This window comes from Streptomyces sp. Je 1-79 (genome assembly GCF_025195125.1).
Lineage (GTDB): Bacteria > Actinomycetota > Actinomycetes > Streptomycetales > Streptomycetaceae > Streptomyces.
The window spans coordinates 184334-206685 of sequence record NZ_JAMGSL010000010.1 but is presented as its reverse complement, the minus strand read 5'-3'; the positions used below and the strand labels follow the sequence as shown (position 1 = coordinate 206685).

The following is a 22352-nucleotide window of genomic DNA, read 5'->3' as shown; positions in this document are numbered from 1 at the left end:
ACTCCACACCTGAACCAACAGGAGAAGCAGTGAAGCGCAGCAAGGCACTCCGCAGCGCGGACGCCAAGATCGACCGGGAGCGTAACTACGCCCCCCTCGAGGCCGTCCGTATCGCCAAGGACACCGCCGCCACCAAGTTCGACGGGACCGTCGAGGTCGCCTTCCGCCTGGGTGTCGACCCGCGCAAGGCCGACCAGATGGTCCGTGGCACCGTGAACCTCCCGCACGGCACCGGTAAGACCGCCCGGGTCCTGGTCTTCGCGACCGGTGACCGTGCCGAGGCCGCGATCGCCGCTGGCGCCGACATCGTCGGTTCCGACGAGCTCATCGACGAGATCTCCAAGGGCCAGCGCCTGAACGAGTTCGACGCCGTTGTGGCCACCCCGGACCTCATGGGCAAGGTCGGCCGCCTCGGCCGCGTCCTCGGCCCGCGTGGTCTCATGCCGAACCCGAAGACCGGCACCGTGACCCCCGACGTCGCGAAGGCCGTCAACGAGATCAAGGGCGGCAAGATCGAGTTCCGCGTCGACAAGCACTCGAACCTGCACTTCATCATCGGCAAGGTCTCCTTCGACGAGACGAAGCTGGTCGAGAACTACGCCGCGGCTCTGGAGGAGATCCTCCGTCTGAAGCCGTCCGCCGCCAAGGGCCGCTACATCAAGAAGGCGACCCTGACGACGACGATGGGCCCCGGCATCCCGCTGGACTCCAACCGCACCCGCAACCTCCTCGTCGAGGAGGACCCGGCCGCGGTCTGAGCCCACACGGCTCACTGAGTGGTCAGCCGGCCCCCTCAGCCCTCCTCGGAGCGGCTGAGGGGGCCGGCTTCTTCGTACGGCGGTACCCGCGGCCACACCGCCCCGGCCTCGGCGCGAGCTGAGCCGTACGGGCGGATTTGCTCCCCGGGGTGGCCGTCGCGTACTCTTCCGGAGAAGCCAAAGACCGCTGGTCGTTGCCGTGCTCTCGCAAGAGGGTCCGGTGGCCGAAGGTTCGCTGAGATGCGAACGGCCCGCGCAGGTGATCGTGGAAGAGTTCCCGGTTCGTTCCGAGCCGGTCGAGCTGAGCCCCGTGCGCCTGCGCCGGGGCGTTTTCTTTTGTTCAGCCCCTTCTGAGCGGTCCTCATCACCCGGAAGGAGGCCGACGCTCTATGGCAAGGCCCGACAAGGCTGCCGCGGTAGCCGAGCTCAAGGACAAGTTCCAGAGCTCGAGCGCCGTCGTGCTGACCGAGTACCGGGGTCTCACCGTGGCTCAGCTCAAGACGCTGCGCCGTTCGCTCGGTGAGAACGCCCAGTACGCCGTGGTGAAGAACACGCTGACCAAGATTGCGGCCAACGAGGCCGGGATCACCTCGCTCGACGACCAGTTCAACGGTCCGACGGGCGCTGCCTTCATCACCGGTGACCCGGTGGAGTCGGCCAAGGGTCTTCGTGACTTCGCCAAGGACAACCCGAACCTCATCATCAAGGGCGGTGTCCTTGATGGCAAGGCGCTGTCCGCCGATGAGATCAAGAAGCTTGCGGACCTCGAGTCCCGCGAGGTTCTGCTCTCCAAGCTGGCCGGTGCCTTCAAGGGCAAGCAGTCTCAGGCTGCCTCCCTCTTCCAGGCGCTGCCGTCGAAGTTCGTCCGCACTGCGGAGGCGCTTCGCGTCAAGCTCGAAGAGCAGGGCGGTGCCGAGTAACTCGGCTCGCGCAATGACCGCCGCCCGCTAGGGCGACGGTCGCAGCGGGCCGAACGTACGCCCGCCTACATGTACATCCGGCACCTGCCGAATTAGTGGAAGGACGCCATCATGGCGAAGCTGTCCCAGGACGACCTGCTCGCGCAGTTCGAGGAGATGACCCTCATCGAGCTCTCCGAGTTCGTGAAGGCCTTCGAGGAGAAGTTCGACGTCACCGCCGCCGCGGCCGTCGCCGCCGCCCCGGCCGGCCCGGGCGCCGTTGCCGAGACCGTCGAGGAGCAGGACGAGTTCGACGTCATCCTCGAGGGTGCTGGCGACAAGAAGATCCAGGTCATCAAGGTCGTGCGTGAGCTCACCTCCCTGGGCCTGAAGGAGGCCAAGGACCTCGTCGACGGCACCCCGAAGCCGGTCCTCGAGAAGGTCGCCAAGGAGGCCGCGGAGAAGGCTGCCGAGTCCCTCAAGGCCGCCGGCGCCTCCGTCACGGTCAAGTAAGACCCTGCGAGTCTCCTGACTCGCTCAGGCGCCGCTCAGGCGCCTCGCCAAGGGCGATCACCCATCCGGGTGGTCGCCCTTCGGCGTACCCCGGGACGGGCGTGGCGGGGGTCGTGCGGGCCGTGGAGAGCGGAGTATGGTGATCTTCGCCGTGCGCCCCGCTGACCGGGGGGCCTTGACGAACCGCACGCAGCGCGCAATTCTCAGGACGCGTCGTCACAACGATCCGTATCCGAGGCATGGATCGACGGCGGAACGGGCAGTATCGAGGTGCGCCGCACGGCGCGAGGTACCGCGGAGTTGAGAACAACGAGGGTTGCGAAATTTTCGCCCTGGACATCAGTGGGCCAAGTGGCTACACTGACCCTTTGCGCTGCCTGTTAGCTGCCCCCTGCCCGTCACCCGGGGCATACCCTCGCGAGAGCATTGTCGGCAGACCTGACCTGACCTGGGCCTTTGGCCACATCAGGAATCGTCTGTCCCGCTGCATCGCTGGGGACCGGTACGCGCGTAGTGAGTCCGAGCCCTCGGAAGGACCCCCTCTTGGCCGCCTCGCGCAACGCCTCGACCAATACGAACAACGGCGCCAGCACCGCCCCGCTGCGCATCTCCTTTGCAAAGATCAAGGAGCCCCTCGAGGTTCCGAACCTCCTCGCGCTGCAGACCGAGAGCTTTGACTGGCTGCTCGGCAACGCCGCCTGGAAGGCTCGCGTCGAGGCAGCTCTCGAGTCGGGACAGGACGTCCCCAGGAAGTCGGGTCTGGAAGAGATCTTCGAGGAGATCTCTCCGATCGAGGACTTCTCCGGGTCGATGTCGCTGACCTTCCGCGACCACCGCTTCGAGCCCCCGAAGAACTCGATCGACGAGTGCAAGGACCGTGACTTCACGTACGGCGCCCCGCTCTTCGTCACGGCCGAGTTCACGAACAACGAGACCGGCGAGATCAAGTCCCAGACGGTCTTCATGGGCGACTTCCCGCTCATGACGAACAAGGGCACCTTCGTCATCAACGGCACCGAGCGTGTCGTCGTCTCCCAGCTGGTCCGTTCGCCGGGCGTCTACTTCGACTCCTCGATCGACAAGACGTCCGACAAGGACATCTTCTCCGCCAAGATCATCCCGTCCCGGGGTGCCTGGCTGGAGATGGAGATCGACAAGCGCGACATGGTCGGTGTCCGCATCGACCGCAAGCGCAAGCAGTCCGTCACCGTCCTCCTGAAGGCGCTCGGCTGGACCACCGAGCAGATCCTGCAGGAGTTCGGCGAGTACGAGTCCATGCGCGCCACCCTGGAGAAGGACCACACCCAGGGCCAGGACGACGCGCTGCTCGACATCTACCGCAAGCTGCGTCCGGGCGAGCCGCCGACCCGTGAGGCCGCTCAGACGCTGCTCGAGAACCTCTACTTCAACCCGAAGCGCTACGACCTCGCGAAGGTCGGCCGCTACAAGGTGAACAAGAAGCTCGGCGCGGACGAGCCGCTGGACGCCGGTGTCCTGACCACCGACGACATCATCGCCACGATCAAGTACCTCGTGAAGCTCCACGCGGGCGAGCAGGAGACGATCGGCGAGTCGGGCCGGGAGATCGTCGTCGAGACCGACGACATCGACCACTTCGGCAACCGTCGTCTGCGCAACGTCGGCGAGCTCATCCAGAACCAGGTCCGCACGGGTCTGGCTCGTATGGAGCGCGTCGTGCGTGAGCGCATGACCACGCAGGACGTCGAGGCGATCACGCCGCAGACCCTGATCAACATCCGGCCGGTCGTCGCCTCCATCAAGGAGTTCTTCGGCACCAGCCAGCTGTCGCAGTTCATGGACCAGAACAACCCGCTGTCGGGTCTGACGCACAAGCGTCGTCTCTCGGCGCTGGGTCCCGGTGGTCTGTCCCGTGAGCGGGCCGGCTTCGAGGTCCGAGACGTGCACCCGTCCCACTACGGACGCATGTGCCCGATCGAGACCCCCGAAGGCCCGAACATCGGTCTGATCGGTTCGCTCGCCTCGTACGGCCGCGTCAACGCGTTCGGCTTCATCGAGACGCCGTACCGCAAGGTCGTCGACGGTCAGGTCACCGACGAGGTCGACTACATCACCGCCGACGAGGAGGACCGCTTCGTCATCGCCCAGGCGAACGCGACCCTGAACGACGAGCTCCGCTTCACCGAGCCGCGCGTCCTGGTCCGCCGCCGTGGTGGCGAGGTCGACTACGTCCCGCCGACCGAGGTCGACTACATGGACGTCTCGCCGCGCCAGATGGTGTCGGTCGCGACGGCCATGATCCCCTTCCTCGAGCACGACGACGCCAACCGTGCCCTCATGGGCGCGAACATGATGCGTCAGGCGGTGCCGCTCATCAAGTCCGAGGCCCCGCTCGTCGGCACCGGCATGGAGTACCGCTGCGCCACCGACGCCGGTGACGTGCCGAAGGCCGACAAGGACGGTGTCGTCCAGGAGGTCTCGGCCGACTACATCACCGTCGCCAACGACGACGGCACGTACACCACGTACCGGATGGCCAAGTTCTCCCGCTCGAACCAGGGCACCTCGGTCAACCAGAAGGTCGTCGTCTCCGAGGGCGATCGGGTCATCGAGGGCCAGGTCCTCGCCGACGGTCCGGCCACCGAGAACGGTGAGATGGCGCTCGGCAAGAACCTGCTCGTGGCGTTCATGCCGTGGGAGGGTCACAACTACGAGGACGCGATCATCCTGTCGCAGCGCCTCGTGCAGGACGACGTCCTCTCCTCGATCCACATCGAGGAGCACGAGGTCGACGCCCGTGACACCAAGCTCGGCCCGGAGGAGATCACCCGGGACATCCCGAACGTCTCCGAGGAGGTCCTCGCCGACCTCGACGAGCGCGGCATCATCCGTATCGGTGCCGAGGTCGTCGCCGGCGACATCCTCGTCGGCAAGGTCACGCCCAAGGGTGAGACCGAGCTGACCCCGGAGGAGCGTCTGCTCCGCGCGATCTTCGGCGAGAAGGCGCGTGAGGTCCGTGACACCTCGCTGAAGGTGCCGCACGGCGAGACCGGCAAGGTCATCGGCGTCCGCGTCTTCGACCGCGAGGAGGGCGACGAGCTTCCCCCGGGCGTGAACCAGCTGGTCCGCGTCTACGTCGCCCAGAAGCGCAAGATCACCGATGGTGACAAGCTCGCCGGCCGTCACGGCAACAAGGGTGTCATCTCGAAGATCCTTCCGATCGAGGACATGCCGTTCCTCGAGGACGGAACTCCGGTCGACATCATCCTCAACCCGCTGGGTGTCCCGTCCCGAATGAACCCGGGACAGGTCCTGGAGATCCACCTCGGCTGGCTCGCCAGCCGCGGCTGGGACGTCTCCGGCCTCGCGGACGACTGGGCGCAGCGCCTGCAGGCCATCGGTGCCGACCAGGTCGCCCCGGGCACCAACGTCGCCACCCCCGTCTTCGACGGTGCGCGTGAGGACGAGCTCGCGGGTCTGCTGCAGCACACGATCCCGAACCGCGACGGCGAGCGCATGGTGCTCCCCTCCGGCAAGGCGCGTCTGTTCGACGGCCGCTCCGGCGAGCCGTTCCCGGACCCGATCTCGGTCGGGTACATGTACATCCTCAAGCTCCACCACCTGGTCGACGACAAGCTGCACGCCCGGTCGACCGGTCCGTACTCGATGATCACCCAGCAGCCGCTGGGTGGTAAGGCCCAGTTCGGTGGCCAGCGCTTCGGTGAGATGGAGGTGTGGGCGCTGGAGGCATACGGCGCCGCCTACGCCCTCCAGGAGCTGCTGACGATCAAGTCCGACGACGTGACCGGCCGCGTGAAGGTCTACGAGGCCATCGTCAAGGGCGAGAACATCCCTGAGCCCGGCATCCCCGAGTCCTTCAAGGTGCTCATCAAGGAGATGCAGTCCCTGTGCCTCAACGTGGAGGTGCTGTCCTCGGACGGCATGTCCATCGAGATGCGCGACACCGACGAGGACGTCTTCCGCGCAGCGGAGGAGCTCGGTATCGACCTGTCCCGGCGCGAGCCGAGCAGCGTCGAAGAGGTCTGACGGGAGTCCGGTACGGGGGCTCGGTGCACGTCACTGAGTCCCCGGCCGGCCCCAGGACCCCCGTTTCAGACCCCAAGACTTACAACCCTGAGAGGGATTGACGCATAGTGCTCGACGTCAACTTCTTCGATGAGCTCCGGATCGGTCTGGCCACCGCTGACGACATCCGTCAGTGGAGCCACGGCGAGGTCAAGAAGCCTGAGACCATCAACTACCGCACGCTCAAGCCCGAGAAGGACGGACTCTTCTGCGAGAAGATCTTCGGTCCGACCCGGGACTGGGAGTGCTACTGCGGCAAGTACAAGCGTGTCCGCTTCAAGGGCATCATCTGTGAGCGGTGTGGCGTCGAGGTCACCCGCGCCAAGGTGCGCCGTGAGCGGATGGGCCACATCGAGCTCGCCGCTCCCGTCACCCACATCTGGTACTTCAAGGGCGTCCCGTCGCGCCTCGGATACCTGCTCGACCTCGCGCCGAAGGACCTCGAGAAGGTCATCTACTTCGCCGCGTACATGATCACGTTCGTCGACGACGAGCGTCGTACGCGTGACCTGCCCTCGCTGGAGGCGCACGTCTCCGTCGAGCGTCAGCAGATCGAGAACCGTCGCGACTCCGACCTGGAGGCCCGCGCCAAGAAGCTCGAGACCGACCTGGCCGAGCTCGAGGCCGAGGGCGCCAAGGCCGACGTGCGCCGCAAGGTGCGCGAGGGTGCCGAGCGTGAGATGAAGCAGCTGCGCGACCGTGCGCAGCGCGAGATCGACCGTCTCGACGAGGTCTGGAACCGCTTCAAGAACCTCAAGGTCCAGGACCTGGAGGGCGACGAGCTCCTCTACCGCGAGCTGCGTGACCGCTTCGGCACGTACTTCGACGGTTCGATGGGTGCCGCGGCGCTGCAGAAGCGCCTGGAGTCCTTCGACCTGGAGGAGGAGGCCGAGCGCCTCCGCGAGATCATCCGTACCGGCAAGGGCCAGAAGAAGACCCGTGCGCTCAAGCGCCTCAAGGTCGTCTCCGCGTTCCTGCAGACCGCGAACAGCCCCAAGGGCATGGTTCTCGACTGCGTGCCGGTGATCCCGCCGGACCTGCGTCCGATGGTGCAGCTGGACGGTGGCCGCTTCGCGACCTCCGACCTGAACGACCTGTACCGCCGTGTGATCAACCGCAACAACCGTCTGAAGCGTCTGCTCGACCTCGGTGCCCCCGAGATCATCGTGAACAACGAGAAGCGGATGCTCCAGGAGGCGGTCGACGCCCTCTTCGACAACGGCCGTCGTGGTCGCCCGGTCACGGGCCCCGGCAACCGTCCGCTGAAGTCCCTCAGCGACATGCTGAAGGGCAAGCAGGGTCGATTCCGTCAGAACCTGCTCGGTAAGCGTGTGGACTACTCCGCGCGTTCCGTCATCGTCGTCGGTCCGCAGCTGAAGCTGCACCAGTGCGGTCTGCCGAAGGCCATGGCGCTGGAGCTCTTCAAGCCGTTCGTGATGAAGCGCCTGGTCGACCTGAACCACGCGCAGAACATCAAGAGCGCCAAGCGGATGGTCGAGCGCGGCCGCACGGTCGTGTACGACGTCCTCGAAGAGGTCATCGCCGAGCACCCGGTTCTGCTGAACCGTGCGCCCACGCTGCACCGCCTCGGCATCCAGGCCTTCGAGCCCCAGCTGGTCGAGGGCAAGGCCATCCAGATCCACCCGCTCGTCTGCACCGCGTTCAACGCGGACTTCGACGGTGACCAGATGGCCGTCCACCTGCCGCTCTCCGCGGAGGCGCAGGCCGAGGCCCGCATCCTGATGCTGTCCTCGAACAACATCCTCAAGCCGGCCGACGGCCGTCCGGTCACGATGCCGACCCAGGACATGGTCCTCGGTCTGTTCTTCCTGACCACCGACGGTGAGCTGCGCGACACCAAGGGCGAGGGCCGTGCGTTCGGCTCCACCGCGGAGGCCACCATGGCCTTCGACGCCGGCGAGCTCGCGCTGCAGTCCTCGGTCGACATCCGCTTCCCGATCGGCACCGTTCCCCCGCGCGGCTGGGTTCCCCCGGTCGCCGAGGAGGGCGAGCCGGAGTGGCAGCAGGGTGACTCGTTCCGTCTGCGTACGTCGCTGGGCCGCGCGCTCTTCAACGAGCTGCTGCCCGAGGACTACCCCTTCGTCGACTACTCGGTCGGCAAGAAGCAGCTCTCCGAGATCGTCAACGACCTCGCCGAGCGCTACCCCAAGGTCATCGTGGCGGCGACGCTCGACAACCTGAAGGCGGCGGGCTTCTACTGGGCGACCCGTTCCGGCGTCACCGTGGCCATCTCCGACGTCGTCGTGCCCGAGGCCAAGAAGGCCATCGTCAAGGGCTACGAGGAGCAGGACGAGAAGGTCCAGAAGCAGTACGAGCGCGGTCTCATCACCAAGGAAGAGCGCACTCAGGAGCTCATCGCGATCTGGACCAAGGCGACCAACGAGGTTGCCGAGGCCATGAACGAGAACTTCCCCAAGACGAACCCCATCTTCATGATGGTTGACTCGGGTGCCCGAGGAAACATGATGCAGATGCGTCAGATCGCCGGTATGCGTGGTCTGGTGTCGAATGCCAAGAACGAGACGATCCCGCGTCCCATCAAGGCGTCCTTCCGTGAGGGCCTCACCGTCCTCGAGTACTTCATCTCGACGCACGGTGCCCGTAAGGGTCTCGCCGACACCGCTCTGCGTACCGCCGACTCGGGTTACCTGACCCGTCGTCTGGTGGACGTCTCGCAGGACGTGATCATCCGCGAGGAGGACTGTGGCACCGAGCGCGGTCTGAAGCTGAAGATCGCCGAGCGCGGTGCGGACGGCGTCCTGCGGAAGACGGACGACGTCGAGACCTCCGTGTACGCGCGGATGCTCGCCGAGGACGTCGTCGTGGACGGCAAGGTCATCGCGCCGGCCAACGTCGACCTGGGTGACGTGCTCATCGACGCCCTCGTGGGCGCCGGCGTGGAGGAGGTCAAGACCCGCTCGGTCCTGACCTGTGAGTCCGCCGTCGGTACCTGTGCCTTCTGCTACGGCCGTTCGCTGGCCACCGGCAAGCTGGTCGACATCGGTGAGGCGGTCGGCATCATCGCCGCCCAGTCCATCGGTGAGCCCGGTACCCAGCTGACGATGCGTACCTTCCACACCGGTGGTGTGGCCGGTGACGACATCACCCAGGGTCTGCCCCGTGTCGTCGAGCTCTTCGAGGCTCGTCAGCCCAAGGGTGTCGCCCCGATCTCGGAGGCGGCCGGCCGCGTCCGTATCGAGGAGACCGAGAAGACCAAGAAGATCGTCGTCACCCCGGACGACGGCAGCGACGAGACGGCGTTCCCGATCTCGAAGCGTGCCCGTCTGCTGGTGGGCGAGGGCGACCACGTCGAGGTGGGCCAGAAGCTCACCGTGGGTGCCACCAACCCGCACGACGTGCTGCGGATCCTCGGTCAGCGCGCGGTCCAGGTCCACCTGGTCGGCGAAGTCCAGAAGGTCTACAACTCGCAGGGTGTGTCGATCCACGACAAGCACATCGAGATCATCATCCGGCAGATGCTGCGCCGTGTGACGATCATCGAGTCCGGCGACGCGGAGCTGCTGCCGGGCGAGCTCGTCGAGCGCTCGAAGTTCGAGACCGAGAACCGTCGTGTGGTCACCGAGGGTGGTCACCCCGCCTCCGGCCGTCCGCAGCTGATGGGTATCACCAAGGCCTCGCTGGCGACGGAGTCCTGGCTGTCGGCCGCCTCCTTCCAGGAGACGACCCGAGTCCTGACGGATGCGGCGATCAACGCCAAGTCCGACAGCCTCATCGGCCTCAAGGAGAACGTCATCATCGGTAAGCTCATCCCGGCCGGTACGGGTCTGTCCCGCTACCGCAACATCCGGGTCGAGCCGACCGAGGAGGCCAAGGCCGCGATGTACTCGGCCGTCGGCTACGACGACATCGACTACTCGCCGTTCGGCACCGGCTCCGGCCAGGCCGTTCCGCTGGAGGACTACGACTACGGTCCGTACAACCAGTAAGCGAGTCGCCTGAAGTACCGCAGGGCGGTCACCCCGTTTCGTACGGGGTGGCCGCCCTGCGGCATGTGGGGAGCAGGAAGGCCCTAGGGCGTGTTTCGAAAGTCCCGTCTGGCCGGGAACGCCTGGCACGCACTCCCCCGTAGCCCTTCGGGCACGGGAGGTGCCCCCACGCCGCGTTGTCGGTCGTCGGCGCAGCCCGCTGCGCTCTCCTCCCTCCGCCTTGCGATCGCACGCACCAGACGCCCCCGGCCCCGCCCTTCGGGCGGACGACGCTACTTCCGAAACACGCCCTAGCGGCCGGCCAGCTCCCAGACCGCGAGCATCAGGCCGGCGCTCGCGGTCAGCGCCGCGATGCTCGTCAGCGGCCAACGGGAGCGTTCCAGGGCGTCGAGCCGGGTCTCCATGTCGGCGAGCTGTTTGTCGGTCTGGTCACTGCGCTGCACGAGCAGGGCGAGGGAGCCGTCGACGCGGGCGAACCCGGCTTCGAGGGTGCCCCGGAGCCGTTCCAGCTCGACGGCGACGGTGACCGGGTCGTGCTGTTCAGACTCGGTCATCGGCCGCCCCCGGGGAGCTGCGCAGCCAGGCCGGCAGCAGGTTCTGCACGCCGGGGACGGCCATGATCCGGGTCAGCGCGCCGGCCACCGCCAGCGCCCCGGCGACCCAGGGGAGGGTCTCCGGGAGGCCGGAGGCGTCGACGATCGCGGGAAGCACGACGGCGATGCCGACGGCGGCCTGCAGGACGGTACGAGCCGTGCGCTTGGCGGCATCGGACATGTGGGGGTTCTCCTTACGTGCTGTACGGGACCTTGAGGGCGTTCCAGGACATGACGCCCGGCCAGCCGTCGGCGTCGGAGCCGCTGAAGCCGAGCTTGCGCTGCCACTTCGCGTAGCTGCGCCGGTCCGCCTCGCCCCAACGGGGGGAGGGGCCGACGGCGTACGCGGAACAGCCCTCGGCGACCAGCCGGCGGCCCATCGCGGTGACGATCGGGGAGCTGGGGTTGTTCCTGAAGAACGCGGTGCCGGGGAAGGGCTGGTAGCGGGGGGCGGCGGTGTCCTTGGCGGGGGTGGTCGGCTTGGCGCCGGGCGTCTTGGACGGGGTCTTGGACGGGGTCTTGTCCGGGGCGGAGGCGAGCCGGGTGGCGATGCGGGACCGCAGGTCGGGCATGGTGAAGCCGCGCGGGTCGCTCTTGTGGTCGGACCACTCCAGGTGGCCGATGACGGACTTCGCGCTCCAGCCGTGGGCGCGGCAGATCGCGGCCGAGGCCCGCTCGATGGCGTCGAGCTGGGCGGCGGGCCAGGGGTCGGCGCCGTCGCCGAGGTTGACGCACTCGAAGCCGTAGAAGCGGGCGTTGCCGTCGACGGCGCCGGCGCTTCCCTGGTGCTCGTCGGTGGCCGGCGGCTTCGTGCCGTAGTTCTCGGCGATCACCGCCGCCAGCACGTCCGGGTCGCCGCCGCCCGCGTGGTTGGCCCGGCCGTTGCCGACGAGGTACACCGTGCCGTCCTTGGCGATGACGCCGTGGCAGAGCGGGCCGGGCAGCGCGTCGTAACCGTCGTAGCAGAGCTCCACCGAGCCTGAGGTGCCGCTGGAGACGGTGTGGTGGATCATCACGCCGTTCAGCGGGCCCCAGGCGCCGACGTGGTTGCGGTTGTGGGTGCGCCATGCGCGGTGCTCGACGACGGTGACGCCTTCGGCGCGGAGCGCGGCGACGAGTTGGTCCGCGGTGAGGGGAGTGGCCATGGTGGGTCCTTTCTGTGGCGGGTGGGCCGGGCGGGCCCGGGTGGTCCCGGCGGTCCGGGTGGTCCCGGCGGCCCGGGTGGGCCGGGCGAGGCCGGGCGGCCCGGGTGGCTCAGGCCAGCGCCGCCCAGATCGCATTGGAGTCGGCGACCACGGACGAGGTGGGGAACGACGCGGGCAGCGAGGTCTGTCCGGTGGTGGAGAGCCGGCCGTGGCGGACGAACGCGCCGGGCATCCGGGCGCTGCCGCCGGGAGAGGCGCCCATGCTGGCGGCCCGCATGAACGCCGGGCCGTTGGTGTTGGGGCTCGGGCCGTTGACGAGCAGGGCGACCCAGTAGTTGCCCGGGGCGGCGTTGTACTGCGCGGTCAGCGGCAGCACCGCCGTCTTGCCCTCGGTGGCGGTGAGCAGCGTGGAGAGCGCGGCGGTGGTGCCGACCTTGGTGCCGCTGCTGGTGTAGAGGCCGGCGAAGGAGCTGGCGCTGAGGGTGCCGCCGACGTACCCCGGGATGTAGAAGACGACGTTCTTGACGGTGGTCTGCGCGTGCAGCGGCACGCCGATCAGATACAGCCAGCCGTTGATGCAGTACTGCGCCGAGTTGGCCGAGGACGCCGCGGGGTCGTACGCCCAGCCGGAGAAGCCCATCGAGGCCGGCGAGAAGGTGCCCGCGGAGGCAACCGCGTCGACGTAGCCACGGCGGGCCAGCTGGTTGGCGCTGGCAGGATCGGCGGTGGCCGAGGGCGGGACGGCGAAGGTCTTCGCGCCGGCCACGGCCTGGTCGCCGGTGAGCAGGACGGCGTCGCCGGCCGCGACCGCGGAGACGTCGGCGGCGGTCAGCGCGACCGTGCCGACCTGACCGTTGACGGACTTGACCGGGGCGTTGTTGAGGCCCAGGTAGCGGGCGTCGCCGGCGGCCGGGGTCAGCGCGCCCAGGTCGGTGGCGGCGAGCACGACGGCGCCGGTCTGGCCGTTGACCGAGGAGACCGCGCCGCCGGTGGCGGGCAGCTGGGCGGCCGGGACCTTGCCGTCCGGGCCGAGCTGCGCCACGCCGCCCGCCGCGCCCGCCTGGGAGGCCGCGATCGCGGACACGTCGGCGGCGCCGAGCGTGATGTCCGGGGTGGTGCGCCCGTTGACCGAGCGGACCGGTCCGGCCGGGCCCTGCGGGCCGAGTTCGCCCTGCGGTCCGGGCGGGCCCGGGACGGCGACGTACTGCGGGGTGCTCGGGTCCGCCGGGGCGATGTCGGCGAGATCGACGGTCGGCCGGGCGATGGGCAGCGCGATCTGGTACGCCCGTGCGGCGCCGAGCCCGCCGAGCTTCTCGGTGACCTGGTACGTCCAGTCGACGGGGTTCCAGCCGGGGGTGTCGGTGGCCGGCAGGACGACGCTGATCCGGCCCTCGGCGTCGAGGGCGGCCCGGGTCGGCCCGCCGACGAAGACGTCGGCCTCGGCGTGGGTGAGCAGGGACGGCGGGCGGAACTCGACGGTCCCGGTCATCGGACTGCCGTCCGGGGTCAGGTAGCGGGCGGTGACGCGCACCGTGGGGATGGTGATGGGCAGCACGGATGTGCCTCCTTGCTCGGGTCGTGGGGTCCTGGGCGGTCCGGGCGGGACGCCGGGGCGGCGCCCGCCCGGACGAGCCGGTTCAGGACGGGGCGCCGGCTGAGGGCGGGCGGACGCGTGGTCCGGGCCGTCGGCCTGGTTCGGGGTGTCGGCCCGGCTCCGGGGGTCGGGTCAGGACTGGACGCCGTACAGCGCCAGCGGGCGGCAGCGGACGGTGTCGCCCGCGGTGGCGACCTTCGCCTGCACCTCGAACGTGACCGTGGCACCGAACTCGGCGGTCAGCGGTTCGGTGAAGACCAGCTCGGGCTCCGGGGTGGTGGCCACCGGGCCGAGGGGGGAGCCGTTCACGAGCACGCGGATCTGGGCGCCGGCCGTGCCCTGGACGCCTATCCGGCAGTACAGCCGGGGGTGCTGGGCGATGCCGGGCCCGCGGTAGAGGGTGGCCCAGTCGGTGGCGCCGGTGGATTCCCAGCGGGCCGTGTCGACCGGTTCCGGCAGCGGGTACGGGATGTACGGGCGGGCGAGGCCGTGGTGGGCGGCGTCGTCGGCGACCACCACGTTGCCCTTGCGGTCGAGGATCTGCACCGGCTGGGTGGGCAGCGTGTCGGGGCTGCCCGTCCAGACGGTCAGGGCCAGCGAGCCGTCGTCGCGGCGGACGACCAGACCCTGCTGCGGGACGTCCGGCTTCCGGTCGGGCTCGACCCGGCCCAGGTAGAGGAGGTCCTCGCCGCCGGCGGTGCGGACCCGCAGCCGGCCGCCGTCGCCGATGACGACCTCGCCGCCCATGATCTCGTTGAGCGCCGGATTGGTGTTGGCGCTGCCCATCAGGTCGCGGATCTGCCGCTCCAGGGTGCGGATCCGGTCCAGCAGGTCGGTGGGAATGATCGCCAAGGGTTACACCCCTTCCAGGTAGAGCGTGGCCGTCTCGGGCTTCGTGCGCTGCGGCGGTTCGACCGCGATGCCGACGATCCGGTACTGCTTGTCGAGCCCCTCGGGGTGCCACAGGTCCCTGATCCGGAGCCGGACCAGGGCGCCGAGCAGCGCCGGGGTGATCCGCCCGTCGACGCGTACGGTGAGCTCCGGGATCTGCTCCGGGCGCCGCTGGCGGGCCAGTTCGGCCTGGGCCAGCGAGGCCAGGGTCGCCCCGTCCTTGACGCCGCTGTGGTCGGAGCTGAGCTCCAGCCGGGGCCAGCCGGCCGCCAGGTCCGCCTCCGCGCTCGCGCTGACGGTCAGCGGCTTGGACTCCTGCGACTGGTCGGTGTTGTCCGACTCGCCGCGGGCGACCCACACGTTCGCCTGCACCGTGGAGTCCGTGGGCAGGCTGTAGGTCAGGACCTGGCCCGGGTGGTCCAGGACGATGTCCGCGTGGCTCGTCCGGATCGTCGGGTGGCCGAGCTGGAGACGCTTGACCCGGCGGCCCTGCGCGTCCCGGTAGCAGTGCACCCGCCACTCGAACCCGTCGGCGAGCTGGGCGAGTTTGTCGAGGAGTTCACGGACCCGGGCCAGTGCGGTGTACCCGTACGAGAAGTCCCGGCGGATGCCCGACATCTCGGCGCCCAGGCTGATCCCGATGTCGCCGCCGACCTGCTTCTGGGCGTGGTCGACCAGGGCGCGCGCGATGTCGAACTGGTCGGTGGAGGCTCCCACCAGGTCCCCCGAGAGGATCCGGTGGTCCAGGTACGAGTCGAACGTGCCGGCCTGGAACTGGACCTGGCTGCGGCCCCGGTCGTCGGTGGACGGGGTGCACGTCCAGAGCACCCCGCCCCACCAGATGTCGCCGTCGCGCTCCAGCCAGACGGCGGTGCGGCCGGGCTGGAGCGCTGCCCTGGCCCGGACCGCCAGGGCGGGGTTGGGCAGCGGGACGGTCGCGGACAGCGATCCGGACTTGCCGATGAAGTCGTCGAACTTGGCCTCCGTCAGCGGAAGCACGTCGAGGACCTGGTCGGTCCGCAGATCGCAGAAGAGGGCCCGGTAGACGGGTGTGGTGACCGCGCGTGTCATCGGGCGGCTCACAGCACCGGGTCGACGCGGACGTACCGGTTGTCGATCCACGCGTTGTTGCTCGTGGCCGAGGACAGGTACGCGCCGACCGCGTTGTAGACGGTGTGCGGCTTGAGGCCGGTGACCCGGAACATGGTCGAGACGGAGGAGTGGCCCCGCCCCGACACGGTGGCCGCGCGGATCTCGTCCGCGCCGACGACGAGGGTGCTGCCCTGCCGGATGTTCACCGACATGCGGCAGTAGGTGCCGTCCACGGCGTTGCCGCCGTAGTAGCCGAGGGAGACCAGCACCGCGCCGGAGACCGGGGTGGTGAAGGAGGTGGAGATGCCGGGCGCGGCGGTGTCGGTGATGACCTCGACCCAGCCGGTGGCCTTGCAGTAGCCGCCGTCGGTGTTGGCGGCCCAGCCGCTGGCCGGGACGATCGGACGCCAGACCGTGCCGTCCCAGCGCTGGAGCCGGCCGCCCTCGTCGCGGTACTGGCCGGTGTACTCACCGGTGGCCAGCGCGCCCTGCGGGGCGACGCCGCCGACCTGCTTGGGGTACGAGACCCAGCGGGTGGAGTCCCAGCGCTGGAGCAGCGCGGCGTTGTCGCGGTACTGGCCCGGGTAGCCGCCCTTCACGTCGCGGTTCCAGGACTCGGGGAGGATGCCGCCGACGGCGACGCTGGGGTGACGCAGGTCGTAGACGGCGGTGCTCCAGTCGAGGCCGCCGGTGCCGACGGACGCGCCGGCCGGGACGGTGACGCGCGCCAGCCCCAGGGCGCCCTCGGGGACCTGCGGCGGCTCCGGATCGGCCTTCGGGGCGCCCTTGAGGATCTCCAGTACGGCTTCGGTGCGGCCGGTGACCGGGTCGTACTGGGCGTCGTACACGCGCAGCACGACGAGGTCGATCCGCGGGTTGTTGGCGTCGCCGTCGTCGAAGGTGACCTGGGTGTAGTCGGTGAGCACGACCGGGTACGCGCCGGCCGCGGCCGGGCCCTGGATGACGGCGCGGCCCGGGGCGACGTTCGCCGTCATGCCGACGGTGTCCCCGTACACGTACAGGGCGTCCATGATGTAGAGGCCGTCCTTGGCGCCCGGGATGATGCCGGAGGCGGTGGTCAGCGCGCCGGTCGGTGCCATGGTGCCGGTGGGGGAGAGCCGGGTGTCGGAGCGGGACTGGCCGGACTCGGTCTCCGTGCGGTTGATCAGCCAAGCGCTGCGTACGGGCATGGTTCCTCCTGGAATGCGGGTTGCGGAAGGGGTGGTCCGGTCGGGCCGGTCACCAGTGGGAGTCGCGCCAGCGGACGGTGGCCGAGGCCCGGGGGTCGGGGGTCGCGTCGTTGGAGCGGAAGGCCAGCGCCGTGCTGCCGGGCTCCAGGCGGAACAGCTGCTCGGGAGTGGAGGCGGGGGTGGCCGTGTAGAGCCGGGACGCGGTGCCGTTGAGGAGGACCGTGCCCGCCTCGGTGTCGACGGTGAGGATGTCGCCGACGCCGAGGGCGATGTCGTACTGGAGCTGCCGGCCGTCGCTCATCCGGGTCAGCGTCGGCCTGCGGATCGGGCCGCGGAACTCGACGACGGGGTGCGCGGGCGCGCCGCCCTCGTTGACGGCGGTGAAGCTGCCCGCGACACCGGCGCCGCCCCAGTCCAGCGGCCAGGTCAGGCCGCTGCCGGCGTCGCTCTGCCAGACCAGGCCGGGCTCGGAGACCGGCAGGGTGGCCTGGCCCTGGCGCAGGGCGGCGCCGAAGCGGCGCGGGTCGGTCGCCGTCCACTGGAGCGAGGCCTTGGCCATGCCCTGGCGTACGTACGTACGGTCCTGCGGGACGACCCGGCGGCTGACCCGGGCGCGCACGGCGAGGGTCTCGCCGTGCAGCCGCACCGCGAGCCAGCGCTCGCCGCCCTCGGGTCCGGTGGCGGCCCTGAAGGTGGTGCTGGTGTCCAGGGACCGGTCGGCCGTCGGCGGGACCAGCCAGACGGTGGCGCCGACCAGCCGGGGCTGCGCCCAGACGGCGCCGGGCCAGGCTCCGTGCTGGTCGGGGCGGGGTACGTCGCCGGTGTCCAGGGTGGGCAGGTCGTCCCAGCCGCTCAGGCCGGAGCGGTCGATCTGGTACGGAGTACCGGGCCCCATCAGCAGTCCGGCCCACTGGATCTGCCCGTCGCGGGTGATCAGTGAGCCGGGTGCCGTCTCGTCCGTGTATGCGATGGTGGTCTCGGCCATGACGGGCCGTCACCTCCCTTTCGTCAGGCTGCGGTCCTGTGCAGGAACAGCAGGTCCTCGGCGATGGCGTGGGCGCTGCGGCCCGCCGGTTCGCGATAGGTGTGCAGCCGGGCGCGCTCCCCGTGCGGGGCGGCCGCGGCGCGGTGGCCGGCCTCGGCCGGTCGGAGCCGCTCCAGTGAGGAGAGCGGGCGTACGGCGGAGGCCCCGCCGCCGGGCGAGGGGTGGACGACGCCACCCTCGGCGAGCTGCGGGATCTTGGAGAGATCGACGCCGAACTTCTTGCCGAGGAGGGAGAAACTGAGGCTGTTCAGGCCGTCGATGACCCAGTTGGCGAAGGCGATGAGCCCCTTGATCGGTCCGGTGATGACGCCCGCCAGGGTCTGGAGCCCGGTGGACATGAAGTCGCCGATGCCGCCGAGGGTGCGGGACGTGGCGTCCTTCACCCGGGTGAACATGTCGGGGATCTTCTTGGTGATCCAGTCCAGCGTGGGCTGGATCGCGGTCCTGAAGGAGTTCCAGGGGCGTCGGACGAGATCGCTGAGGGCCCTGGTGGCACCGGAGATGGCGTCCCTGGCCTTGCCGAAGTCACCGGAGACGGCGGCGCCGATGACCTTCAGGGCGGCGTCGATGATGGTCTGGACGGCCTTGAAGTACTGGGCGACCACGGTTCCGTACGCGCTGACGACCGGTCCGAGGAACTTGAAGATGTCCTGGAAGGTCTTCTGGACCTGGTCGAAGACCTGTTTCATGATCCGCTGACCGGTCTCGGTGTTCATGGCGTACGTGATGAGCGCGGCCAGCAGCGGGACGATCAGCCCGGCGAGGAAGCCGAGCGGGTTGGCGCGCATGGCCACGTTGACGCCGGTCATGACACCGGCGGCGACGGAGAGCCCCTTGCCGAGGACGCCCATGATCCGGGAGAGGGCGCCGGAGGCCTTGCCGAGGAGGCCGGCGACGGTGCCGAAGACCGACCCGCCGGAGGCGATCGACTTCAGGGGCGCGGAGCTGCCTTTGGCCTTGGTGCCGACGGACTTGAGCCGGGGGGCGGTGGTGGTGGCGGTGCGGCCGACCCGGGCCAAGGACTGGGCGGAGGCGTCGGTGCGGGCCTTGACCTGCTGGACCTGCGTGGCGGCCGGGGTGGCGGCGTTCTTGATCCGGTCGACGGCGGAGGCGCTCTGGGTGAGGCCGCCGCGCAGCTTGTCCAGGACACGGTTGGTGGCCTGGACCTGGCCGCGGAAGCCCTTCATCGCTCCGGGGAGACCCCGGATCTGCATCATGATCCCGTTGGCCTGTGCGGCCAGAGCGGCACTCATCCGCGGGCCTTGGACAGGAACAGCAGGGCGTGCGCGGTCTGCTGGAGGTCGTTGCCGGCCGCTTCGTAGTAGTTCTCGATCTGGAATCCGTGGGTGGCACCTGCGCCCGCGTTCATCGCCTGGGCGCGGCTCGCGCGGGCGGTGTGCCGCAGCAGCCGGTCCAGCTTGGACAGCGGCAGGACGGCCTCGGCCTCACCGGCCTCGGCGACGATGGCGTGCACGCCGCCGCGGCGGGGCTGGACGACGCCGCCCTGGGCGAGCTGCGGGATCTTCGGCAGGTTGACGCCGAAGGTCTTGCCGCCGACGAGCGGGACCCAGCCGGGGATCGAGACCTTGATGCCGTTCAGTTTGCCGATCGCGCTGTTGATCAGGCCGATCACGGCGTTGATCGGGCCCTTCACGGCGCCCTTGATCTTGTCGAAGGCCCGGCCGGCGATGTCCTTGAGGCCGCCCCAGATGCTGGAGAGCTTGTCCTTGACGGCGCTGAAAGCCCGCGGGACGACGTCCTTGATCCAGTTCACGACCGGCATGATGATGCGCTTGATGCCGTTCCAGACGCCGGAGATGACCGACTTCACGGCGTTCATTACCGTGGTGATGATCTTCTTCCAGGCGTTGAAGTACTTCGTGATGACCGTCTGTACGGCGGAGACAACGACCGAGATGGCTCTCTTGATGCCGTCCCAGACCTTCTTGATCAGCGCGCCGGCCTTCGTCATGATCGGTCCGACGACCTTCATGACCGAGCTGATGACCTTCTTGATGGCGTCGAAGGCGGTCTTGAGCACCTTCTGCATCGTCTTCGAGCGGGTGGCCATGTCGACCACCTTCTCGATGAGCGGCATGAACAGTTCCATGAGCCGGGCGATGAAGTTGCCCTTCATGGACTTGTTGAGGCCGTTCATGCCCTTGGAGGCGTTGTCGGCGCCCTTCTTGAAATTGCCGACCTGGGTTCCGGCGGTGGTGCCGGTCTTCCCCGCCTTGCTGAGAGACTTGTCCGCCTTGTCCGCCGCCGACTTGAGGTTGTTCAGTTCGCGTGTGGAGCCCTGCGCGGCGGTCCGGATGTTCTTGAGGCCCTGTTCGCCCCGGGTCGCGCTCGAACGGAGGCCGTTCATCGCCCGGTCGGTGGCGGTGGACTTGGACTGGAAATCCTTCAGGGAACTGGATGCTCTGCCGAGAGAGCGTACGAGAGACATGAGCCACCCGCTTTCTGCGTGTCAGGAGCCGCCGTCGGCGGCGTTGGAAGCCCCGCGCAGGCCCTGCTGGAGGCCGTTGAGATCACCGGTGCCGCCCCGGATCTCGGGCCGGGCCTGGTTCAAGGAGTTCCCTACGGGCGCGACGGGGTCGGGGCGGGGCGCGGGGGTCCGTGTGCGCGGGCCGGGGGCGGGCGGCTGGTTGGGGGGTGGCTGGGGGCGCGGGGGCGGGGTGGGGGTCGGCCGGCCGCCAGGGGGCGTGGTGCCGGGAGGGCGGGTGCCGTCCCCGGGGGGCTGCGTGCCGGGCGGCCGGGTGCCGGGCGGCGGGGTGCCGTCCGCCGGCGGCTGGTTACGCCTGGACTCCTCCGCGTTGCGGCGCTCGTTCTCCGCGTACGCTTCGTCCCGCGCCCGGTTGTAGGCCCGCTCCTGCCGCCGTTCGACCATGCCCTCGGTCTGCAGAAAACCGTTGTGGTACGTCAGGTTGTACTTCTGCATGAGAAGCTCTTCGAAGCTGAACAGCGAGGGCAGCGTCGCGAGAATGGGGACCCATTCCATCTTGAAGACGGTGAACTCGCTCTTGATGGAGTTGAGTTCTGTCGCGACCCAGTGGTCCCACTCCTTGACCCACTCTTTTTTGTCTTCCTCGTCCTTCTTCTTGTCGTAGGCCTCGATCGCGGCCGTGACGTCGGCGGTACTGGCGAGTTTCTTCTTCTTCTCGCCCTCCTCCGCCTTCTTCCGCTCCGCCTCGAGGGCCGTCTCCAGCTCTTTCGGGGTGATGTAGTCCTCGGCCACCTCGGATTCCTCCTCTGTGCGGGGTGAGTTGTAGACTGCGCGGACTTCTGTGGTAGCCGTGCAACCTGGGGGGTTCTGTGCAACTGGCGATCCGCGTTGCGGACATCTCGGCCTTCTTGTGGCTCATCTGCGTCCCGCTCGTCGTGCTCAGCCTCCTGTCGATGCCGCACCAACTGCGTGACCGCCGACTGAGGCGGCGGGGCGTCACGACCGACGCGGTCTGCGAGGAACGCATCCGCCGGGAAGGCGCCAACGTCGTCCACATCCGTTGCAGCTATCAGGACGGCGACGGGCGGCGGCGCCGGGCGACGGTCAGCAGCCCGACGCCGGCCCCGGAGCTCGGCCAGGTCTTCCCGGTGGTGGTCGACCCGGCGAAGCCGTCCGCGGTGGTCCCCGCCCAGTACCTCGCGTCGAAGGGGCCGCAGTTCGGATACTTCTGCCAGGCCGGACTTGCTCTGGCAGCGGGCACCGCCGCGGTGCTGACGTTCGTCGTCGGCTGACCCGGGGACGAACGCGCTACGTCAGCTGAAGAAGCGCGCCAGCTCAGCAGGGCTGAGCGGCTCCGACCCGGCGTCGGCGGGCGGCTCCGGTGCGGCCGACGTCTCGGTGGCGGCCATGGCGGCGTTCGCCCTGTCTCCAGGGCGAGGCACCGGCTTCGGCGGGTCCATGGGCTCGGAGTCCTCGCCCGAATTGACGGTCGAGAACATCCAGTTGGAAACCGCCAGGTGGTCCACCACCGCGGCCAGCAGGTAGTCCGTCGTGCTCCACTCGGCTGCCTCGCCGTCCGTCTCGCTCAGCAGTGCGCTGTCCCGCGGCATGTGCTTGATCAGCACCGCCAGTCGGCGGGCCGAGAGCCGGTCGCGGTGCCAGTCCAGGAGGTCCACTCCGTAGTGACGGAGCAGGTCGGCCTCGAGTGCCTCGGCGTGTTCCTCGACGAACTCGTCGAGGCTCAGCCTTCCCCCAGGGCCAGCCCCGTCTCCTGGCCGTAGGCGTTCAGGATCGCCGCGATGTCCTGCATCGTGACGCTGTGCTGCTCGAAGCGGGCGAACTGCTTCTCGCCCATGAGCAGCTTCAGCAGCCCGTCCACGTCGTCGTCGGCGAGGCCGCGCAGCGCCTTGGCCGTCGCGCGCGTGAGTTCGGTGGGGAGCTCGAAGGTGTCGTCGTCCAGGTCGAAGGACCAGGACTTGCCGAGGGCCTCCATGCGCTGGGCGCGGGCGGCGTTGACGTTGAACGAGGCCATGGGTGTCTCTCCGTAGAAACGTAGGAAGTACGAGAAGGTGTGTGGGGGTGTGCGCCGGGCGGGAGCGGGCGGGCCGCTCCCGCCCGGCGCCCGGGGTTTCGCGGGGAGGGCGTACGCCGGG

19 protein-coding genes are annotated in these 22352 nt (G+C 69.3%); 6 read left to right on the top strand and 13 right to left on the bottom strand.

Translation table 11 applies throughout. The features are described 5' to 3' along the window. Positions 1-29: 29 nt before the first annotated feature. The 5 genes from rplA to M5362_RS22175 all read left to right on the top strand — a co-directional run bounded on the left by rplA (position 30) and on the right by M5362_RS22175 (position 10203). Positions 30-758 carry a 50S ribosomal protein L1 gene (rplA, locus tag M5362_RS22195; RefSeq protein ID WP_260229437.1) on the top strand — a complete coding sequence of 243 codons (729 nt, stop codon included), beginning with the start codon at positions 30-32 and terminating at the stop codon, positions 756-758. A 389-nt stretch (positions 759-1147) separates the two neighbouring features. Beyond that, positions 1148-1678 (top strand): 50S ribosomal protein L10, encoded by a 531-nt coding sequence (gene rplJ, locus M5362_RS22190; RefSeq protein WP_260229436.1) that lies wholly within the window; start codon positions 1148-1150, stop codon positions 1676-1678. 111 nt (positions 1679-1789) lie between these two features. Next, on the top strand, positions 1790-2170 hold the full coding sequence (gene rplL / locus M5362_RS22185) for a 50S ribosomal protein L7/L12 (protein ID WP_260229435.1): 381 nt from the start codon (positions 1790-1792) through the stop codon (positions 2168-2170). Between the two features lie 543 nt (positions 2171-2713). Further along, positions 2714-6196 (top strand): DNA-directed RNA polymerase subunit beta, encoded by a 3483-nt coding sequence (gene rpoB / locus M5362_RS22180; RefSeq protein WP_260229434.1) that lies wholly within the window; start codon positions 2714-2716, stop codon positions 6194-6196. 107 nt (positions 6197-6303) lie between these two features. Next, positions 6304-10203 (top strand): DNA-directed RNA polymerase subunit beta', encoded by a 3900-nt coding sequence (locus tag M5362_RS22175; protein ID WP_260229433.1) that lies wholly within the window; start codon positions 6304-6306, stop codon positions 10201-10203. Positions 10204-10493: 290 nt separating this feature from the next. Here M5362_RS22175 and M5362_RS22170 read toward each other — a convergent pair whose 3' ends face one another. From M5362_RS22170 to M5362_RS33035, 11 genes are all read right to left on the bottom strand, one after another. Further along, positions 10494-10757: a hypothetical protein gene (locus M5362_RS22170; RefSeq protein ID WP_260229432.1), complete on the bottom strand. Its 264-nt coding sequence runs from the start codon at positions 10755-10757 to the stop codon at positions 10494-10496. After that, positions 10744-10977, bottom strand: a complete 234-nt coding sequence (locus tag M5362_RS22165) for a hypothetical protein (RefSeq protein WP_260229431.1) — start codon at positions 10975-10977, stop codon at positions 10744-10746. Before M5362_RS22165 ends, M5362_RS22170 begins: the two co-directional genes overlap by 14 nt. Before the next feature lie 13 nt (positions 10978-10990). Continuing rightward, positions 10991-11941 carry a peptidoglycan-binding protein gene (locus M5362_RS22160; RefSeq protein ID WP_260229430.1) on the bottom strand — a complete coding sequence of 317 codons (951 nt, stop codon included), beginning with the start codon at positions 11939-11941 and terminating at the stop codon, positions 10991-10993. Positions 11942-12050: 109 nt separating this feature from the next. Continuing rightward, positions 12051-13496 carry a phage tail protein gene (locus M5362_RS22155; protein ID WP_260229429.1) on the bottom strand — a complete coding sequence of 482 codons (1446 nt, stop codon included), beginning with the start codon at positions 13494-13496 and terminating at the stop codon, positions 12051-12053. Between the two features lie 171 nt (positions 13497-13667). Further along, the gene (locus M5362_RS22150) at positions 13668-14387 is read right to left on the bottom strand and encodes a hypothetical protein (RefSeq protein WP_260229428.1); all 720 of its coding nucleotides are present in this window, start codon (positions 14385-14387) and stop codon (positions 13668-13670) included. A 3-nt stretch (positions 14388-14390) separates the two neighbouring features. Next, positions 14391-15497, bottom strand: coding sequence for a hypothetical protein (locus tag M5362_RS22145; protein WP_260229427.1), 1107 nt, complete (start codon positions 15495-15497; stop codon positions 14391-14393). A gap of 8 nt (positions 15498-15505) precedes the next feature. Further along, positions 15506-16708, bottom strand: a complete 1203-nt coding sequence (locus tag M5362_RS22140; RefSeq protein ID WP_260229426.1) for a hypothetical protein — start codon at positions 16706-16708, stop codon at positions 15506-15508. A 49-nt stretch (positions 16709-16757) separates the two neighbouring features. Continuing rightward, positions 16758-17693: a phage tail family protein gene (locus tag M5362_RS22135; protein WP_260229425.1), complete on the bottom strand. Its 936-nt coding sequence runs from the start codon at positions 17691-17693 to the stop codon at positions 16758-16760. Between the two features lie 23 nt (positions 17694-17716). Then, entirely contained in the window at positions 17717-19006 is a 1290-nt protein-coding gene (locus tag M5362_RS22130) for a tape-measure protein (protein ID WP_260229424.1), read from the bottom strand. After that, entirely contained in the window at positions 19003-20202 is a 1200-nt protein-coding gene (locus M5362_RS22125) for a phage tail protein (RefSeq protein WP_260229423.1), read from the bottom strand. Before M5362_RS22125 ends, M5362_RS22130 begins: the two co-directional genes overlap by 4 nt. 21 nt (positions 20203-20223) lie before the next feature. Beyond that, positions 20224-20991, bottom strand: coding sequence for a hypothetical protein (locus M5362_RS33035; protein ID WP_261366272.1), 768 nt, complete (start codon positions 20989-20991; stop codon positions 20224-20226). Positions 20992-21152: 161 nt separating this feature from the next. On the opposite strand from M5362_RS33035, the gene M5362_RS22115 reads away from it, so the two are divergent. Then, a complete protein-coding gene (locus M5362_RS22115; protein ID WP_260229422.1) occupies positions 21153-21491 on the top strand; it encodes a hypothetical protein in 339 nt (112 codons plus the stop codon). A 21-nt stretch (positions 21492-21512) separates the two neighbouring features. Here the strand turns inward: M5362_RS22115 and M5362_RS22110 are convergent, their stop codons facing one another. Both M5362_RS22110 and M5362_RS22105 read right to left on the bottom strand, forming a co-directional pair. After that, positions 21513-21875, bottom strand: a complete 363-nt coding sequence (locus M5362_RS22110) for a DUF5361 domain-containing protein (protein ID WP_260229421.1) — start codon at positions 21873-21875, stop codon at positions 21513-21515. Positions 21876-21940: 65 nt separating this feature from the next. Next, on the bottom strand, positions 21941-22231 hold the full coding sequence (locus M5362_RS22105) for a hypothetical protein (protein ID WP_260229420.1): 291 nt from the start codon (positions 22229-22231) through the stop codon (positions 21941-21943). Between the last annotated feature and the right edge of the window lie 121 nt (positions 22232-22352).

What these genes read in the sequence shown, in the direction of transcription:
- rplJ (WP_260229436.1), top strand. Translation starts at nt 1,148, where the DNA reads ATGGCAAGGCCCGACAAGGCTGCCGCGGTAGCCGAGCTCAAGGACAAG.
- rplL (WP_260229435.1), top strand. Translation starts at nt 1,790, where the DNA reads ATGGCGAAGCTGTCCCAGGACGACCTGCTCGCGCAGTTCGAGGAGATG.
- M5362_RS22170 (WP_260229432.1), bottom strand. Translation starts at nt 10,757, where the DNA reads ATGACCGAGTCTGAACAGCACGACCCGGTCACCGTCGCCGTCGAGCTG.
- M5362_RS22165 (WP_260229431.1), bottom strand. Translation starts at nt 10,977, where the DNA reads ATGTCCGATGCCGCCAAGCGCACGGCTCGTACCGTCCTGCAGGCCGCC.
- M5362_RS22160 (WP_260229430.1), bottom strand. Translation starts at nt 11,941, where the DNA reads ATGGCCACTCCCCTCACCGCGGACCAACTCGTCGCCGCGCTCCGCGCC.
- M5362_RS22145 (WP_260229427.1), bottom strand. Translation starts at nt 15,497, where the DNA reads ATGACACGCGCGGTCACCACACCCGTCTACCGGGCCCTCTTCTGCGAT.
- M5362_RS22140 (WP_260229426.1), bottom strand. Translation starts at nt 16,708, where the DNA reads ATGCCCGTACGCAGCGCTTGGCTGATCAACCGCACGGAGACCGAGTCC.
- M5362_RS22135 (WP_260229425.1), bottom strand. Translation starts at nt 17,693, where the DNA reads ATGGCCGAGACCACCATCGCATACACGGACGAGACGGCACCCGGCTCA.
- M5362_RS22130 (WP_260229424.1), bottom strand. Translation starts at nt 19,006, where the DNA reads ATGAGTGCCGCTCTGGCCGCACAGGCCAACGGGATCATGATGCAGATC.
- M5362_RS22125 (WP_260229423.1), bottom strand. Translation starts at nt 20,202, where the DNA reads ATGTCTCTCGTACGCTCTCTCGGCAGAGCATCCAGTTCCCTGAAGGAT.
- M5362_RS22115 (WP_260229422.1), top strand. Translation starts at nt 21,153, where the DNA reads ATGCCGCACCAACTGCGTGACCGCCGACTGAGGCGGCGGGGCGTCACG.
- M5362_RS22105 (WP_260229420.1), bottom strand. Translation starts at nt 22,231, where the DNA reads ATGGCCTCGTTCAACGTCAACGCCGCCCGCGCCCAGCGCATGGAGGCC.